General features: G+C 74.1%; 15 protein-coding genes and 1 riboswitch. Of the genes, 5 read left to right on the top strand and 10 right to left on the bottom strand.

Features of this window, described 5'->3' with window-relative positions; translation table 11 throughout:
* Positions 1–29: 29 nt before the first annotated feature.
* The 5 genes from OG617_RS16935 to OG617_RS16915 form a co-directional block, all read right to left on the bottom strand.
* Complete coding sequence (locus tag OG617_RS16935) at positions 30–521, bottom strand: hypothetical protein (protein WP_405102902.1); 492 nt, start codon at positions 519–521, stop codon at positions 30–32.
* A 196-nt stretch (positions 522–717) separates the two neighbouring features.
* On the bottom strand, positions 718–891 hold the full coding sequence (locus OG617_RS16930; protein ID WP_161689222.1) for a CsbD family protein: 174 nt from the start codon (positions 889–891) through the stop codon (positions 718–720).
* 180 nt (positions 892–1071) lie between these two features.
* A complete protein-coding gene (locus tag OG617_RS16925; protein WP_405102900.1) occupies positions 1072–3339 on the bottom strand; it encodes a heavy metal translocating P-type ATPase in 2268 nt (755 codons plus the stop codon).
* A 13-nt stretch (positions 3340–3352) separates the two neighbouring features.
* On the bottom strand, positions 3353–4378 hold the full coding sequence (locus OG617_RS16920; RefSeq protein ID WP_405102898.1) for a hypothetical protein: 1026 nt from the start codon (positions 4376–4378) through the stop codon (positions 3353–3355).
* 28 nt (positions 4379–4406) lie between these two features.
* A complete protein-coding gene (locus OG617_RS16915) occupies positions 4407–4616 on the bottom strand; it encodes a heavy-metal-associated domain-containing protein (protein WP_405102896.1) in 210 nt (69 codons plus the stop codon).
* Positions 4617–4760: 144 nt separating this feature from the next.
* Between OG617_RS16915 and OG617_RS16910 the strand changes: the two genes are divergently transcribed.
* Positions 4761–5063 carry a metal-sensitive transcriptional regulator gene (locus OG617_RS16910; RefSeq protein ID WP_405102894.1) on the top strand — a complete coding sequence of 101 codons (303 nt, stop codon included), beginning with the start codon at positions 4761–4763 and terminating at the stop codon, positions 5061–5063.
* A gap of 68 nt (positions 5064–5131) precedes the next feature.
* Here OG617_RS16910 and OG617_RS16905 read toward each other — a convergent pair whose 3' ends face one another.
* On the bottom strand, positions 5132–5761 hold the full coding sequence (locus OG617_RS16905) for a DUF305 domain-containing protein (protein WP_405102892.1): 630 nt from the start codon (positions 5759–5761) through the stop codon (positions 5132–5134).
* A gap of 91 nt (positions 5762–5852) precedes the next feature.
* On the bottom strand, positions 5853–6533 hold the full coding sequence (locus OG617_RS16900; RefSeq protein WP_405102890.1) for a hypothetical protein: 681 nt from the start codon (positions 6531–6533) through the stop codon (positions 5853–5855).
* A gap of 443 nt (positions 6534–6976) precedes the next feature.
* Here OG617_RS16900 and OG617_RS16895 point away from each other — a divergent pair, with 443 nt between their 5' ends.
* Together OG617_RS16895 and OG617_RS16890 are read left to right on the top strand one after the other, a co-directional pair.
* On the top strand, positions 6977–8383 hold the full coding sequence (locus OG617_RS16895; protein WP_405102888.1) for a YibE/F family protein: 1407 nt from the start codon (positions 6977–6979) through the stop codon (positions 8381–8383).
* Between the two features lie 166 nt (positions 8384–8549).
* A riboswitch (cyclic di-AMP (ydaO/yuaA leader) is annotated at positions 8550–8681 on the top strand.
* Between the two features lie 3 nt (positions 8682–8684).
* Positions 8685–9707: a coiled-coil domain-containing protein gene (locus OG617_RS16890; RefSeq protein WP_405102886.1), complete on the top strand. Its 1023-nt coding sequence runs from the start codon at positions 8685–8687 to the stop codon at positions 9705–9707.
* A 78-nt stretch (positions 9708–9785) separates the two neighbouring features.
* Here the strand turns inward: OG617_RS16890 and OG617_RS16885 are convergent, their stop codons facing one another.
* Positions 9786–10598, bottom strand: a complete 813-nt coding sequence (locus OG617_RS16885; RefSeq protein WP_405103759.1) for a carbonic anhydrase — start codon at positions 10596–10598, stop codon at positions 9786–9788.
* A 246-nt stretch (positions 10599–10844) separates the two neighbouring features.
* On the opposite strand from OG617_RS16885, the gene OG617_RS16880 reads away from it, so the two are divergent.
* Together OG617_RS16880 and mycP are read left to right on the top strand one after the other, a co-directional pair.
* Positions 10845–11183, top strand: coding sequence for a helix-turn-helix transcriptional regulator (locus tag OG617_RS16880; RefSeq protein WP_396680350.1), 339 nt, complete (start codon positions 10845–10847; stop codon positions 11181–11183).
* A gap of 52 nt (positions 11184–11235) precedes the next feature.
* Positions 11236–12474: a type VII secretion-associated serine protease mycosin gene (gene mycP, locus OG617_RS16875; RefSeq protein WP_405102884.1), complete on the top strand. Its 1239-nt coding sequence runs from the start codon at positions 11236–11238 to the stop codon at positions 12472–12474.
* A 73-nt stretch (positions 12475–12547) separates the two neighbouring features.
* On the opposite strand, the gene OG617_RS16870 is transcribed toward mycP, so the two are convergent.
* Positions 12548–13870: a WXG100 family type VII secretion target gene (locus tag OG617_RS16870; protein ID WP_405102882.1), complete on the bottom strand. Its 1323-nt coding sequence runs from the start codon at positions 13868–13870 to the stop codon at positions 12548–12550.
* Between the two features lie 17 nt (positions 13871–13887).
* A complete protein-coding gene (locus tag OG617_RS16865; RefSeq protein WP_405102880.1) occupies positions 13888–14427 on the bottom strand; it encodes a hypothetical protein in 540 nt (179 codons plus the stop codon).
* Positions 14428–14449 lie beyond the last annotated feature (22 nt).

Here is a 14449-nt window from a genome sequence, read left to right as displayed (position 1 = left end):
AGCGAGGGTCCACACCTGAGCAGGATCCGTCAGGCCCGGCACTCCCGGGCCAGCTTCGGCGGGATGTTCACGAAGGTGGCACTCATCCACTTCACCGGGCTGGCCGATCGGGCGCCCGCGTCGAGCTGCTTCGCGGTGGACGTGATCAGCGCCTCGATCTGCGGGTCCTCGGCCCGGGATGCCTGCTCGCGTACGTCGTCGGCCAGTCCCGCGAGGGTCCGCTTGAGCCGGGCGTCGAGCTCCTCGTTCGTCGCCTCGTCGCGGGTGGCGTCCGCCGAGTCCGCGACGATCTTCTTGCTCCCGGTGAGGATCAGCTTGTCGACCGCGCGGCAGACCTCGTCGGTGTTGGCGGCCGTGACGGCGGACGGCGACTCCGACGGGGTCGGCGCGGCGGTCCCGGTCGGCGCGGTCGAGGCGCTGGTGGCGGGTGCGGCGGCCGGCTCTGTGCCGTCCTCCGCCGACTGGCAGCCGGCGGCGAGCGCCGCCAGCGTCAGCAGGGCGGTGGCACGGAGGGCGGTCACGGCATGACGAGACATGTTCTCCCCGTTCGGTTGTGGACCGTCCCAGCATGCCGGACGATGTCACGGACCGTGCCCATCGGCACGGGGGCACGCCCACCGGCCGGCTGCGGGACACGGCCACCCGCGCGGGACACCGGCCATCGGCACGCAGCACGCCGGGCCGGCGATGGCCGGCCCGGCGCGGGTACGAGCTGGTTCAGCTCTTGAAGGCGTCCTTGATCTTCTCGCCAGCCTGCTTCAGCTTGGCGCCGGCCTGGTCGTTGCGACCCTCGGCCTCCAGCCGCTCGTTGTCGGTGGCCCGCCCGGCGCCTTCCTTCAGCTTGCCGGCCGCGTTCTCGGACGTGTTGGCGATCTTGTCGTCGATACCCATGCGAACCTCCAGCGTTGCGGTTTTGCCTGTTCTCCGACGCCCTGGATGTACCCCGCCGCCCGGTCGCCCAACCATCCCCGCCGGGCAAAACTCACCCACGGTGACGGGCTCGACGACCCGGTCCGCGCCGGGCCGGTCGGCTGCGGAGTTGGCGGCGGTCCGGGGGCCGGACCGGCCGGGTCAGGGCTGGGTGGGGTGCGCCGGCCGGAAGCGGCGCAGGCGGAGGCTGTTGGCCACCACGAAGACCGAGGAGAAGGCCATCGCGGCACCGGCGATCATCGGATTGAGCAGGCCGGCGGCGGCCAGCGGCAGGGCGGCCACGTTGTAGGCGAAGGCCCAGAACAGGTTGCCCTTGATGATCGCCAGGGTGCGGCGGGACAGCCGGATCGCGTCCACGGCGGCGGTCAGGTCGCCCCGGACCAGCGTCAGGTCGCTCGCCTCGATCGCCACGTCGGTGCCGGTGCCCATGGCCAGGCCCAGATCGGCCTGGGCCAGGGCGGCGGCGTCGTTGATCCCGTCGCCGATCATGGCCACGGTCCGGCCCTCGGCCTGGAGCCGCTTCACCACGTCCACCTTGTCGGCGGGCAGCACCTCGGCGGTCACCTCGGCGATGCCGACCTCGGCGGCCACCGCCTTCGCCACCGTGGCGTTGTCGCCGGTGAGCAGCACCGGGGTCAGGCCGAGGGCGCGCAGCCCGGCGACCGCCGCCGCGCTGGTCGGCTTGACCGCGTCGGCCACCGCGAGCACGCCCCGGGCACGCCCGTCCCAGCCGGCCAGCACGGCCGTCCGCCCGGCGGCCTCCGCGCCGGTCACCGCCCGTTCGACCTCCTCCGGTACGTCGAGTCCGCGCTCCCGCAGCAGCCGCAGCCGGCCGACGGTCACCTCGCGGCCCTCGACGGTCCCGGTGACGCCGAGCCCTTCGACGTTGGCGAAGCCGGTGACCGGGGCGAGCGGCCCCGCGTCGGCGGCCCCGGCGGCGACGGCCCGGGCGATCGGGTGCTCGCTGGCGGCCTCCAGCGCCCCGGCCAGCCGCAACAGCTCGGCGGCGTCCCCGCCGTCGGCGGGGAGCACGTCGACCAGGGTCATCCGCCCGGTGGTGACGGTGCCGGTCTTGTCCAGCACCACGGTGTCCACCTGCCGGGTGGACTCCAGCACCTCCGGGCCCTTGATCAGGATGCCGAGCTGGGCGCCCCGCCCGGTGCCGACCAGCAGCGCCGTCGGCGTGGCCAGGCCGAGGGCGCACGGGCAGGCGATGATCAGCACCGCCACGGCGGCGGTGAACGCGGCGGTGGGGCCGGCCCCGGAGCCGAGCCACCAGCCCAGCGTGCCGGCGGCCAGCGCGATCACGATCGGGACAAACACCCCGGAGATCCGGTCGGCCAGCCGCTGCACGGCCGCCTTGCCGGTCTGGGCCTGCTCGACCAGCCTCGCCATCTGGGCCAGCTGGGTGTCGCCGCCGATCCGGGTCGCGGTGACCACCAGACGGCCGCCGGCGTTCACGGTCGCGCCGACCACAGTGTCGCCGGGGCCGACCTCGACCGGGACGGACTCGCCGGTGAGCATGCTGGCGTCGACGGCCGACGTGCCGTCCTCGACCACCCCGTCGGTGGCGATCTTCTCGCCGGGGCGGACCACGAACCGGTCCCCCACCGCGAGCTGGTCCACCGGGACACGGGTCTCCACCCCGCCGCGCAGCACGGCGACGTCCCTGACGCCCAGCTCCAGCAGGGCGCGCAGCGCCGTCCCGGCGGTCCGCTTGGACCGCGCCTCGAAGTACCGGCCGGCGAGGAGGAACGCGGTCACCCCGGCGGCGGCCTCCAGGTAGATGTTGCCGGCTCCGTCGGTGCGGGTGATGTCGAACCGGAACGGGTGGGTCATGCCGGGCATCCCGGCGTCGCCGAGGAACAGCGCCCACAGCGACCAGCCGAACGCGGCCAGGGTGCCCAGCGAGACGAGCGTGTCCATGGTCGCCGCGCCGTGCCGCAGGTTGATGAGCGCGGCCCGGTGGAAGGGCAGGCCGCCGTAGACCACGACCGGGGCGGCCAGGGTCAGCGACAGCCACTGCCAGTAGTCGAACTGCCAGGCCGGGACCATGGCAAGCACGATCACCGGCACGGCCAGCGCGACCGACACCCACAGCCGGGTACGCAGTCCGCGCAGCTCGTCGACCGGCTCGGCGGCGGGCTCCGCACCGGCCCGGGCGGGCGGGGGCGGCACGACGGCGGTGTACCCCGTCTTCTCCACCGTGGCGATCAGGTCGCCCGGGGTGACGTCGTTTGCGTACGAGACGGAGGCCTTCTCGGTGGCGTAGTTGACCGTGGCGGTCACGCCGTCCATCCGGTTGAGCTTCTTCTCGATCCGGGCGGCGCAGGACGCGCAGGTCATCCCGCCGATCGCCAGTTCGATCCGGTTCGCTGCAACCTGCAACGGCCGCGTGGGCGAAGTCATCGCAGCCCTCCTGTCAGTTGTGCCCGTGCCCGGGGACCCCGTGCCCGGCACCCGCGCTCGGGGTGCCGGTGGCGGTCGGGGCGGTGGCGGTCGGGCTGGTGGTGGCGGCCGGCGTGCTCGTCGCCGGGCCGGTGGGCACGGCGGGGACGCCCACGACGACCGTGAACTCGGCCGTGTGCACCGCCCCGCCGTGTCGGAAGTCGAGGTAGAGCCGGTACGCGCCGGCCGAGGGGAACTCCGCGGAGAACGTCACCGCCGGCCCGGCCGGGGTCCGCCCGTCCCCGGGTGCGCCCTCGGGATGCACGTGCAGGTAAGCCAGGTCCCCCTGGCGCAGCGCCACCAGGTGCCCGTACGCGCCGAGGTAGGGCTGCAGGTCGGTGACCGGCGTGCCGTCCCGGCTCACGGTCAGGGTCAGCTCGGTGGCGCGGCCCGGCTGCGGCGAGCCGGCCAGGGCGACGGTGTAGCCGTCGGCCGTGGCGCTGGTCGCCGGCGCGGGCAGCGGCCGGGTGTCGACCGGGCCGGGCACGGTGACGTCGACGCCGAGGGTCAGCGCCGGGCCGCCGGTGGGGGTGAAGTCCGCGAACGCGCGCCAGACGCCCGGGCCGCCGAGCGGGGAAGCGACCCGCCAGGTGCCGTCCGAAGCCAGCTCCGGGTGGACGTGCCGGAACCCGGAGAGGTCCCGCCGCGCGACGATCAGGTGCATCCGCTTGTCGTGCGCGACGTCGTAACGGGTGACGGGGGCATTGTCGGGGCCGGTGATCCGGAAGGCGAACTCGCCGGCCGGCGCGGCCACCGGGGCGAGGGTGTAGCCCCGGTCGGAGACGAGCAGCCCGCCGGGCAGGTGGGGCGCGGGATCGTCGGTGGAGGAGTGCGCGCCGCCGGAGGGCTGCGCGGCGCTGCTGTGGTCGGGGTCACCGGCATCGTGGCGGGTCTCGGCGGCCGGGGCGACGGGGCCGGCCACCCGGCCGACCCCGTACGCCGCGCCGAACACCGCCGCGAGCCCGAGGGCGAAACCGCTCAGCTTCGTCGCCGTGTTCATCGGGTACCTCGGTTCTGTGCGGGCGGCGTCACGCGCCGACGAGGTCGTAACCGGCCTCGTCGACGGCGGCGCGCACGGTGTCGGTGTCCAACGGGCCCTCGCTGGTGACGGTGACCCGGCCGGAGGCCAGTTCCACCTGGACGTCGCTGACGCCCTCGATCCCGCCGACCTCGGCGCTGACCGAGCTGGCGCAGTGCCCGCAGGTCATCCCCTGCACCTGGTACGTCGTGGTGACCATCGCAATTCTCCTCTCCCACCCACGCTACCCCCGGGGGGTAATCGTGAGGCGGACCACAGCCGTCTCCGGCATCAGATACCCATGGGGGGTATCCCCGTCGCAATGACCGTAGCATACCCCCTAGGGGTAGGCTATTCTCGGTGCATGACCGCACCGACGCCCGCCCCGACCCGGGGGTACACCGCCAGCAAGGACCAGTTGCTCGCACGGCTCCGCCGTGTGGAAGGCCAGGTCCGCGGCATCGAAAAGATGGTCGACGAGGACCGCTACTGCATCGACGTGCTCACCCAGATCTCCGCGATCCAGGCCGCCCTCGACAAGGTCGCCCTCGGCCTGCTCGACGGGCACGCCCGGCACTGCATGCACGAGGGCGCGGCCGAGGGCCGGGCCGACGAGATGGCCACCGAGATGATGGCCGCCGTCGGCCGCCTCATGAAGCGCGGCTGACCGCGCCCGCCGGCCTGGCCGGGGGACGGGCCGTAGAGACCCGTCCCCCACCTACAAGACCGCCGACGTCAGAGCCGGGCGAGGATCTTGTTCATGGCGTCGATCTCGCCCTGCTGGGCGGTGACGATCCGCTGGGCCATCACCTTGGCGTCGGCGTTCGTGCCCTTCGCCAGTTCCTCCTTCGCCATGGTGATCGCACCCTCGTGGTGGGCGATCATCATGGTCAGGAACTGCCGGTCGAACTCGGCGCCGGTCGCGCCCGCCAGCCTGGTCAGGTCTGCGGCGGACATCATCCCGGGCATGCCGTGGTCCATCCCCGGCATGTCGTGCCCGGGACCGTCCGACGGGACGGGGCGGCCCCACCCGGCGAGCCAGCCGGTCATGGTCGCGATCTCCGGCCCCTGGGCACCCTTGATCTCAACGGCGAGGTGCTTGACCTCGGCGTCGGCGGCCCGGGTGTCGGCCAGCTCGGCCATCTCCACCGCCTGCCGGTGGTGCGGGATCATCATCTGGGCGAACATCACGTCGGCGTCGCCGAACGTGGCCGATCCGCTGGCCGGTGCGCCGCCGGTCGCGGCGGGCTGCGTGTCGTGGCCGGAGGAGGCGTGGTCGGCGGAGCCGCAGGCGGTCAGGGCCAGGGCGGCGGCGAGCGCCCCGCCGGCCAGTGCGACGCGGCGCGCGATGGTACGAGTGGTCACGGTCTGGATCCTTCGGTGTCGAGTGCGTACGCGGGCAGGACGGGGACACGGGTCGCCGGCAGCAGAGGCCGGGCGCCCGCGTCGGGGCGTCCTACGTGCGCGACACCGAGGTCTCGGCCAGCCGCAGGCCGATCGGCCGGGGCGGTGGGGCACGCGGACCGGCGGGCGGCCCGCCCAGCCGACGGGCGGACGGGCCGACCGCCCGCACCCCGCTGAGCAGGAGCACGGCCACGAACAGCGCCAACGCGAGCGCCCCGAGCACAGCCAGACAGATGCTCCAGCCGGGCGGCCCGGCACCTGGATCGCCGGCGGGCAGCAGCCGCGTGGACGAGCACCCCGCCATCGGACAGCCCTCGGGCAACACCCGCACCGCGCCCACCCGCGTCACGCCGACCCGGAGCACGGCGCCTTCCCCCACCTCGGCCACGGAAGAGGCCGCGCCGACCACGCCGGCCACAGGAACGGCCACGCCGGTCAAGGCGGCCACGGGGAGGGCAGCGCCGACCACGGCGGCCACAGGAACGGCCGCGTCGACCATGGGGAAGGCAGCGCCGACCACGTCGGTCATGGCGGAAGCGTCGCCCGTCGCGGCGGCGTGGGAGGAGGCTGCCAGGTGCGCGTCGGGAGGCCCGGCCCGGTCGTGACCGCCGTGGTCCCCGCCGCCGTGGGCGCCGTGGCCGAGGGTGTGCATCGCGGCCAGCCCGACCAGGGTGCAGACCAGCAGCGCGAGCCGGGCCCACCGCCCGGCAGTCAGCACCGTCGCCATCCGCACCCGGTCCACGCTAGCCGGTCCGGCGGGACGCCCGGGCCGAACACGCCACGGGCGGCCGCACCGCCGCCCACCGGTCCCGGCCGGCGCGGTGACCTGCCCCCGCACCCAGGGCGGGACGATCGACCCGGAGGCCAGTCGGGGGCATGTTCCGGCGGGCAGGCCGACGCGCGATCGGCGTTCCCAGGTGGGGATGGCTACCATTCCGGGCGATGGTTGTCCGGATTCCGCATCGCCCGCCCCGCGCACCCCGCCGGGTGGCGCCGACCCGGCGGCCGGTGCCGGGCCGCCGCGCCGTCCCACCCCGTGTTCTCCATGCGTGACGGCGCGGGCACCGTCCCCGCCAAAGTCCGGCCGGACGGGCCGGGCCGGGCCGGACGACGGGAACGCTGAACCGCCCGGTACACCGGGCCGCACCCCGCGCTGACACCGTTTGGAGACCGTCGATGGGCGCCGACCACACCCGACCGGCCCCGCCCACCCCACCCGGGGTGCGGCGGGTCCTCGTCGCGACCGTGGTGCCGCTCTTCGTGATCACCGTGATCGCGGCGATCGTCCTCTGGCCCCGCGACGGGGGCCCGCGGGGCGACGGCAGCGCGGCGGTGCCCCGGTACCACGGCACGGTGACCCGGGTGGTCACCGAGGCGTGCCCGCCGCAGCCGGAGACGCCGGAGGACAGCTCGGGCGGGCCGGGCGCGCAGGACGGCCCGTGCGGCACGGTCACCGTACGGGTGGAGCAGGGGCCGGACGCGGGGCAGCAGGTCGAGACGCCGGTCCCGACCGGTCCCGGCGCGCCCACCGTCGCGGTCGACGACCGGATCGTCCTGGTCGAGCTGACCGACCCGGCCGACCCGTCGGCGAGCGCCTACAACATCGCCGAGCACCAGCGCGGCACCCCGCTGGTGTGGCTGGCGGTGGTGTTCGCGCTGGCGATCGTCGCGTTCGGCCGTTGGCGAGGGCTGGCCGCCCTGGCCGGCCTGGCCGCCACCTTCGCCATCCTGCTGACGTTCGTGCTGCCCGGGATCGGTGCCGGCGGGTCACCGCTGCTGATCGCCATCGTCGGCTCGGCGTTGATCATGTTCGTGGTGTTGTATCTCACTCACGGGGTGAGCGCGCAGACCTCCGTCGCCGTCCTCGGCACCCTGGGCAGCCTGGTGCTCACCGGCGTCCTCGGCACCCTGGCCACCGCCGCCACCCACCTCACCGGGTACGGCAGCGAGGACGCCACCACCCTGTCGATGTTCCGGGGCGACGTGGACCTGCACGGCCTGCTGCTGGCCGGCATCATCATCGGCTCGCTCGGGGTGCTCGACGACGTCACGGTCACCCAGGCGGCCACGGTGACCGAGCTGGCGCACGCCAACCCGGGGCTGTCCCGGTTGCAGCTCTACCGGGCGGCCACCCGGGTCGGCCGGGCACACATCGCGTCCACGGTGAACACCATCGTGCTGGCGTACGCGGGCGCGTCGCTGCCGCTGCTGCTCCTGCTCACCGCCGATTCCCGCCCGGTGACCGAGATCCTGACCACCGAGTTCATGGCTCAGGAGATCGTCCGCAGCGCCGTCGCCACACTGGGCCTGATCGCCGCCGTGCCGCTGACGACCGGGCTGGCCGCAATGGTCACCGCGGCGGGCCGGGCCGCCACGGCCCGACCCGGCCGGCCGGGCGGCGACGGGGACGTGCCAGCCTCGCGTACCCCCGGCGCCGGCCGGCACCCGGCGGAGCGGGACCTCGCGCTGGAGGCGCTCAGCGGTGGGCGGCCCGACGACCGGTTTCCGGGCGGGCCGGCCCGCCCCACCGATCCCCCGGCCCGGTGGGCCGGCCGAGAAGGGAGCACGGACAGCGCATGGTGACACTCCGCAGCGTGACCGAGAGTGGCGGCACGCGTGAGAACCGCGTCACCGACTACCGAAAGCAATTGCAAAATGACGCTTTTAGTCGGCATCCGGACGTAGATCCCCACGAGGACTGTCGGGTAACCTCGCTGCCGGTCACCGCCGAAGGCGCGCAGCGGCGCCTGCGGTGCCGCCGCCCAATCGCCGCGAGGCGAACCGGGGACCCAGGTACCTGGGGTGAATCCGCGACAGCGGTAGGGGCCACTTCCGCCCCGAACCCGTCAGCTAACCCGGTCGGCGGTCGATGGAAGGGAACACTGTGACGGCACCCCTGCGCCGCTGGCTGGCACCCGTGGCGGCCGTGTTCGCCGCGCTGGCGATCCTCGCCGGGCCGGCCATCCCGGCGCTGGCCGCGCCCTCCACCCCCAAACCCTCGGGGCACGAGGAGGACGACGAGCCCAAGCTGATCACCGACGTCATCGAGGCCGCCAACCGGGACTACACCCAGGCCAAGGCGAAGCTCGACAAGTCCAAGAAGCGCCAGCTCCAGCTCGCCCAGGAGGTGAAGCTGGCCGAACAGGAGCTGGAAGCGCTCGCCCCACAGATCAGCGAGATGGCCGCCCAGTCGTACCGGACCGGGCGGATCGGCCCGATGGCGGTGCTGCTGGAAAGCGGCGCCCCGGACTCGTTCGTCGAGCGCGCCACCGCCCTCGACCAGCTCAATATGATCAACGCTCGGAAGCTGGGCGAGGTCAACGACGCCAAGGAGCGGGCGGAACAGGCCAAGATCGCGGTCGACGCCGAGATCCGCGAGCAGCAGAAGCAGACCGCGATCATGGCGAAGAAGAAGCACGACGCCGAGAAGTCCCTCGCACTGGTCGGCGGCAAGGGCTTCACCGGCGGACTGGTCAACGCCACGTCCCCGGTCGCGAAGATCGCGCCGGGCCGGGGCTCGGATGGCGACTGGCCCCCCGAGTCGTGCAGCGAGAACGACCCGACCACCTCCGGCTGCATCACGTCGCGCACGCTGCACGCGTACAAGGAGACCAAGAAGGCCGGTTTCCACCGGTTCGTCGGCTGCTACCGCCCGGGCGGGCCGTGGGAGCACCCCAAGGGCCGGGCCTGCGACTGGTCGCTGCAGAACAGCGGGTTCGCCCCCTGGCACAACAACGACACCCGGATGTACGGCAACAACCTCGCCGCGTTCCTCATCCGCAACGCCGACCGGCTCGGCATCTACTACGTCATCTGGAACCGGCAGATCTGGTTCCCGGCGACCGGCTGGAAGTCCTACAGCGGACCCTCCGACCACACAGATCACGTACACATGTCGCTGCTCTGACGACGCCGCCACGCGATCGAGGGCCGTCCCACACACCTTGCGGGGCGGCCCTCGTCGTGTCGCGGTCCCACGAGCGCCTCAGGCGGCGGCCGGGGCCGCCCGGGTGGTCGGGGCGGCCCCCTGGAGCGGGGCGGCTCCCGGGGACGGGGTGATTGCGTCCTGGGCGGCCAGGGCGGAGGCGGCCGGGGCCGGAGCGCCCGGGGCCGCGGTGACGGCCGGGACGGAGCCGGCGGGCACCGCGGCCACCGTCCGCGCCTCGCCCGCGCTGAGCCGGTACGACATCCCGACCACCGCGCACCGCCCGGCGGTGACCTCGGCGGCCAGCACGGACGAGTTGGCGAGCATCGCCTCGACGGTCTGCGCGATGTGGATGTCGACGATCCCGTTGATGTCCTCGACCCCGCGCTCGGCGGCCCGGCGCAGGCTGGGCACCACGGCATCCACCACGGCCCGCAGGTGGCCGACGGGCGGGGTTCCGGTGCTGGCCGCCGCCCGGGCCGCCTGCACGGCGCCGCAGGAGTCGTGGCCGAGCACCACCACCAGCGGGGTGCCCAGCACGGTCACCGCGTACTCCACGCTGCCCAGCACCTCGGGGCCGACGGTGTGCCCGGCGGTGCGGACCACGAAGAGGTCGCCCAGTCCCCGGTCGAAGATGATCTCGGCGGCCAGCCGGGAGTCGGAGCAGCCGACGATCACCGCGAACGGGTGCTGGCCGTCGGCGACGGCCGCCCGGTGGCCGGCGTCCTGGTTCGGGTGACGCGGCACGCCGGTGACGAACCGGTGGTTTCCGGCGTGCAACTCCGCGAGAGCCCGATCCGGAGCGAGCGGGCCGAGATCGCCCGGGCGAGCGGCTGGCAACGGTTCGACCCGCTCCAACCCCGCCTCGGCCATCGACATGCTCAAATGATCCATGCCCCACCACCTCACCCTTCGGCCACACGACCAGCTCCCCCACCGTCACACGCAGCTAAAGGCACGTCAAGCGTTACGTGATACGCATTTCATACGTTGAGAAATCCTTGCGCCCGGGCCCGATGCGGCAGTGGCGCGCGAAGACCGCCCCCGCGCCCCGGTCCGGCCGGGACCGCAGGGGTATCCGGCCGCCCAGGGGAGTGCGCGGGACGGCGCCGCCATAGCATGTCGGACATGACGACGACGGCTGGCGCGAACGGGAGCACCCGGAACTGGACGTTCCTCACCAACCACGCGCACGTGCTGCTCGCCATCGCCCGGAACCCGACAGCCCGGCTACGCGACGTCGCGGACGAGGTGGGTGTCACAGAACGCGCAGCCCAGGCGATCGTGGCGGACCTGGAGGCCGGCGGTTACCTCCGGCGTACCCGGGTGGGCCGGCGCAACGAGTACACGGTCAACCCGCGCGGCCACTTCCGCCACCCTGCCGAGTCGGACCGTCAGGTCGGCGACCTGCTCGCCCTCTTCACCGGGGAGCAGGCCGAGAGGTCCGCCGACTCCTGAGCCGCCGGAGGCCGTGTCCCCGCCCGGGGCGGCGCGGCGGTACTCTCTGCCGGTGCGCGGGAGTTACCCGGCCAGGGGGATGGCAGTGAACGGGCGTACCCGGTGGGCGCGGTCCGTGCTCCTGTGTGGACTCGCGGCGGCGCTACTCGGCATCGCCGTCCCGCCCCCCGGGCCTGCATCGGCCGCCCCGGCCTGCGGGCCGAGCGGAAACCCCGCACCCACCGAGACTCCCTGGGCGCTGTCCCGGTTGGACCCGGCTGCGGCGTGGCGGATCACCCGCGGCGAGCGCGTCACCGTGGCGGTCATCGACTCCGGCGTCTCGGCCACCCACCCGCTGCTGCGCGGTCAGGTGCGCCCCGGGCGGGATTTCAACAACCTGCCCACGCACGAGGGCCAGTGTGACGAGGCCGGGCACGGCACCATGGTCGCCGGCATCATCGCCGGCCGGGAGGGCACCGGCTCGCCGTTCACCGGCATCGCCCCGGCCGCCCGCATCCTGCCCGTACGCGTGCTGCCCGACACCAAGCGCACCAACGACGAGAACCTGCCGGCGCAGATCGCCCAGGCCATCCGCTGGGCCGTCGACCAGGGTGCCGACGTGATCAACCTGTCGCTGGTCACCCTGCCCCGCCCGGAGCTCGCCGCCGCCGTCGAGTACGCCTTGGACAACGAGGTCGTCGTGGTGGCCGCCGCCGGCAACCGGCAGGAGCAGCAGCAGAACCTGCCCGCGTACCCGGCGGCCTACCCGGGGGTCATCGCCGTCGCCGGGGTCGACGAGCAGGGCGGCCACGTCGGCAGCTCGGTCAGCGGCGACTACGTGGACATCGCCGCGCCGGGGCTGAACATCCTCGGCCCCGCGCCCCGGGGGCAGGGGTACCTTGCCGAGCCGCAAGGCGGCACCAGCTTCGCCGCCGCGTACGTCTCCGGCGCAGCCGCGCTGGTCCGCGCCGCGTACCCGGGCCTCAACCCGGAACAGGTCGCCGCCCGACTCACCCGCACGGCAGACAACCCGCCGGACGGGCACAACGCCCAGATCGGGTACGGGGTGGTGAACCCGTACCGGGCGGTGACCAGCCTGCTCGGCACCCGCGCCGACCCGCCGCCGGGGGCCCTCGCCGCGCCGGACCCGCCCCGGGACCCGCTGGGCTGGCAACGGTCCGTGGCGGTCTGGGTGGCCGTGGTGGGCGCGTTGCTGGCCGCCGTGCTGCTCGCCGCCAAGCCGATCCTGGTCCGGGGCCGGCGACGCGGCTGGCGCCCCGGCCGCCGGCCCACCCCCGCCTCGTCCCGCTGAGCATGACGGTGCCGGCCCACGCCGAGGCGTGGGCCGGCACCGTCATGCTCACCACCGGACTTGGGCCGGGAGGTCAGCGAAGGATGCCGGGGCCGCCGTCGCCGCCCGCGCCCCAGACGTCCTCGTCCTCCTCCAGCCAGGTGTTGCGCGGCTGTTCCTCCTCGGCGTAGCCGGAACCGCCGTGGCCCGCCCCGGCCATGCCGCCCCGGCCGGCCATCGCGCCGCCCGGTCGACCGGCCCCGGCCTTGCCGCCCGCGCCCCGGCCACCGGCACCGCCCCCCATGCCGGGGGACATCATGCCGCCCACGCCGGCCTTGCCGCCGCCGAGCCGGCCACCCGCGCCCTTCCCGCCCGCGCCGGCCGCCCCGCCGCCCATCATCGGCGGCAGCCCCGGGCTGACCGCCTTGCCGAGCCCACCGCCGCCAGGAATGCCGCCGCCCACGCCGCCGCCGGACAGGCCCGCGCCGCTGCCACCGCCCAGCCCCGAACCACCCAGCCCGCCGCCCGAACCGAGGCCGGTGGTGGTCGGTGCGCCGGCGCCGGCCAGGCCGGTGCCATAGTCGTCGTCCACGCCGGAGCCCGGGTAGTCGGTGTCGGGGAGGTTCCCCGTGCCGGTGCCCGGGGTGGACAGGTCGGGGTGGGCGGTCGACCCGAGGTCCGGGCCGCCGCCGAGGTCCGGCATCCCGCCGACGTCGGCCGAGGGAGCACCGCCGATCCCGCCGGTGTCCGGCATCCCGCCGACCTTCGGCACCTTGCCGCCGCCACCGCCGCCCGGGCCATCCCCCAGGTCGGGTATGTCCGGCTTGAGATCCGTACGGGTGCCCCCGCTCCCCGAGGTCGGGGCCTCCATCGTCCGGTCCTTGAAGTTGTCGTTCACCTCGTTGTAGACCTCGCGGGCCTCGCCCTCCTGGTCGGAGAACCAGCCGGTCACCCAGTCACCGAGCTTGCCGAGCTGTTCGACGGGCCAACTACCCATCAGGTCCGCCTTGACCCGGGTCTCGAAGAGCCCGATCCCAAGGGTGACCTCGCCGTTACGGGCCGCCATGACGTCACCGACGCAGGCCGCCGGGATCGGCATCTTGCTCTGTGCCTGCTCCAGTTGGCGGGCTGCGGTCTCCAGGGTGGTCACGATGCTGACCTTGCCCCGGCCGGGGTCGTCGACGTCTTCGACGATGGTTTTCGCGCTCTTCGCGAGCCCCTCGATGTGCGTCTTGAACGACTCGTACGCCGGGCCCTTCCAGGCCACGCCGATGTCCTTGACGTTCGTCTCCAGGCTCTCCCGGACCTGATCGAGGTTCTTGATCAGCTCCTTCCAGCCCAGCGCGGCGCTCTGCACGTCGGCCGGCCGGCCCTCGACGAGCACCTCGCGGGCCATGTCCTCCCAGCTCTTCCCCACGTCCCGTTACCCCCGCTCTAGCTCTCGCCGCCGCGGGCGGCATCGGTGAAGGCCTGCTGCATCTCCTGGGCCGTCATGGCGTTCGCGCCCTCGGCGGTCTCGAAGTTCTGCTTGACCGTGCGCAGCGCCTCGGCGGCCGTGTACAGGTTCTCCGAGAGGGTGCGCAGCCCGCTCTCCGTGGTGCTGTACGTCTGCTGGTGCTGCTGGGCCAGTTGCTTGGCGTACTGGAAGCCGCCGAGCGGCCCCTTGCCCGCCATGGCCTGGTCGCCGCCGAGCTTCTCCTTGATGTCGACCATGTCGTAGGAGAGCCGGTGGAGGTAGCCGGCGTGCGTCTCCAGCCAGATGATGGCCGAGTCGAGGTTGCCGGCGTCCCACTCCGTCGCGACGCCCCTCTCGCAGCTCCCGGCGACCAGCCCGGACGGCGTCTCGGCCTGGTCCACGCCGATCCGGTCGAAGCTGATCCCCCGGACGTCGCCCACCCCGGGGAACATCGGGTTCGGCATGGGAACGGGGAAATCGACGTTCACCCGGTCCGGATCGTTGTCATCGTCGCTCATGGTGCCCTCCCCTGGCCCCGCA

Origin of the sequence: Micromonospora sp. NBC_01412 (assembly GCF_045040215.1) — a bacterium.
GTDB lineage: Bacteria > Actinomycetota > Actinomycetes > Mycobacteriales > Micromonosporaceae > Micromonospora > Micromonospora rubida.
Note: the sequence above shows the minus strand (reverse complement) of the source record. Positions and strands in the feature narration are given on the sequence as shown.

Coding starts and splice junctions, on each gene's coding strand:
- OG617_RS16920 (WP_405102898.1), bottom strand. CDS start 4,378: ATGAACACGGCGACGAAGCTGAGCGGTTTCGCCCTCGGGCTCGCGGCG.
- OG617_RS16885 (WP_405103759.1), bottom strand. CDS start 10,598: ATGGCCGAGGCGGGGTTGGAGCGGGTCGAACCGTTGCCAGCCGCTCGC.
- OG617_RS16865 (WP_405102880.1), bottom strand. CDS start 14,427: ATGAGCGACGATGACAACGATCCGGACCGGGTGAACGTCGATTTCCCC.
- OG617_RS16910 (WP_405102894.1), top strand. CDS start 4,761: ATGACCGCACCGACGCCCGCCCCGACCCGGGGGTACACCGCCAGCAAG.
- OG617_RS16930 (WP_161689222.1), bottom strand. CDS start 891: ATGGGTATCGACGACAAGATCGCCAACACGTCCGAGAACGCGGCCGGC.
- OG617_RS16895 (WP_405102888.1), top strand. CDS start 6,977: ATGGGCGCCGACCACACCCGACCGGCCCCGCCCACCCCACCCGGGGTG.
- OG617_RS16915 (WP_405102896.1), bottom strand. CDS start 4,616: ATGGTCACCACGACGTACCAGGTGCAGGGGATGACCTGCGGGCACTGC.
- OG617_RS16925 (WP_405102900.1), bottom strand. CDS start 3,339: ATGACTTCGCCCACGCGGCCGTTGCAGGTTGCAGCGAACCGGATCGAA.
- OG617_RS16880 (WP_396680350.1), top strand. CDS start 10,845: ATGTCGGACATGACGACGACGGCTGGCGCGAACGGGAGCACCCGGAAC.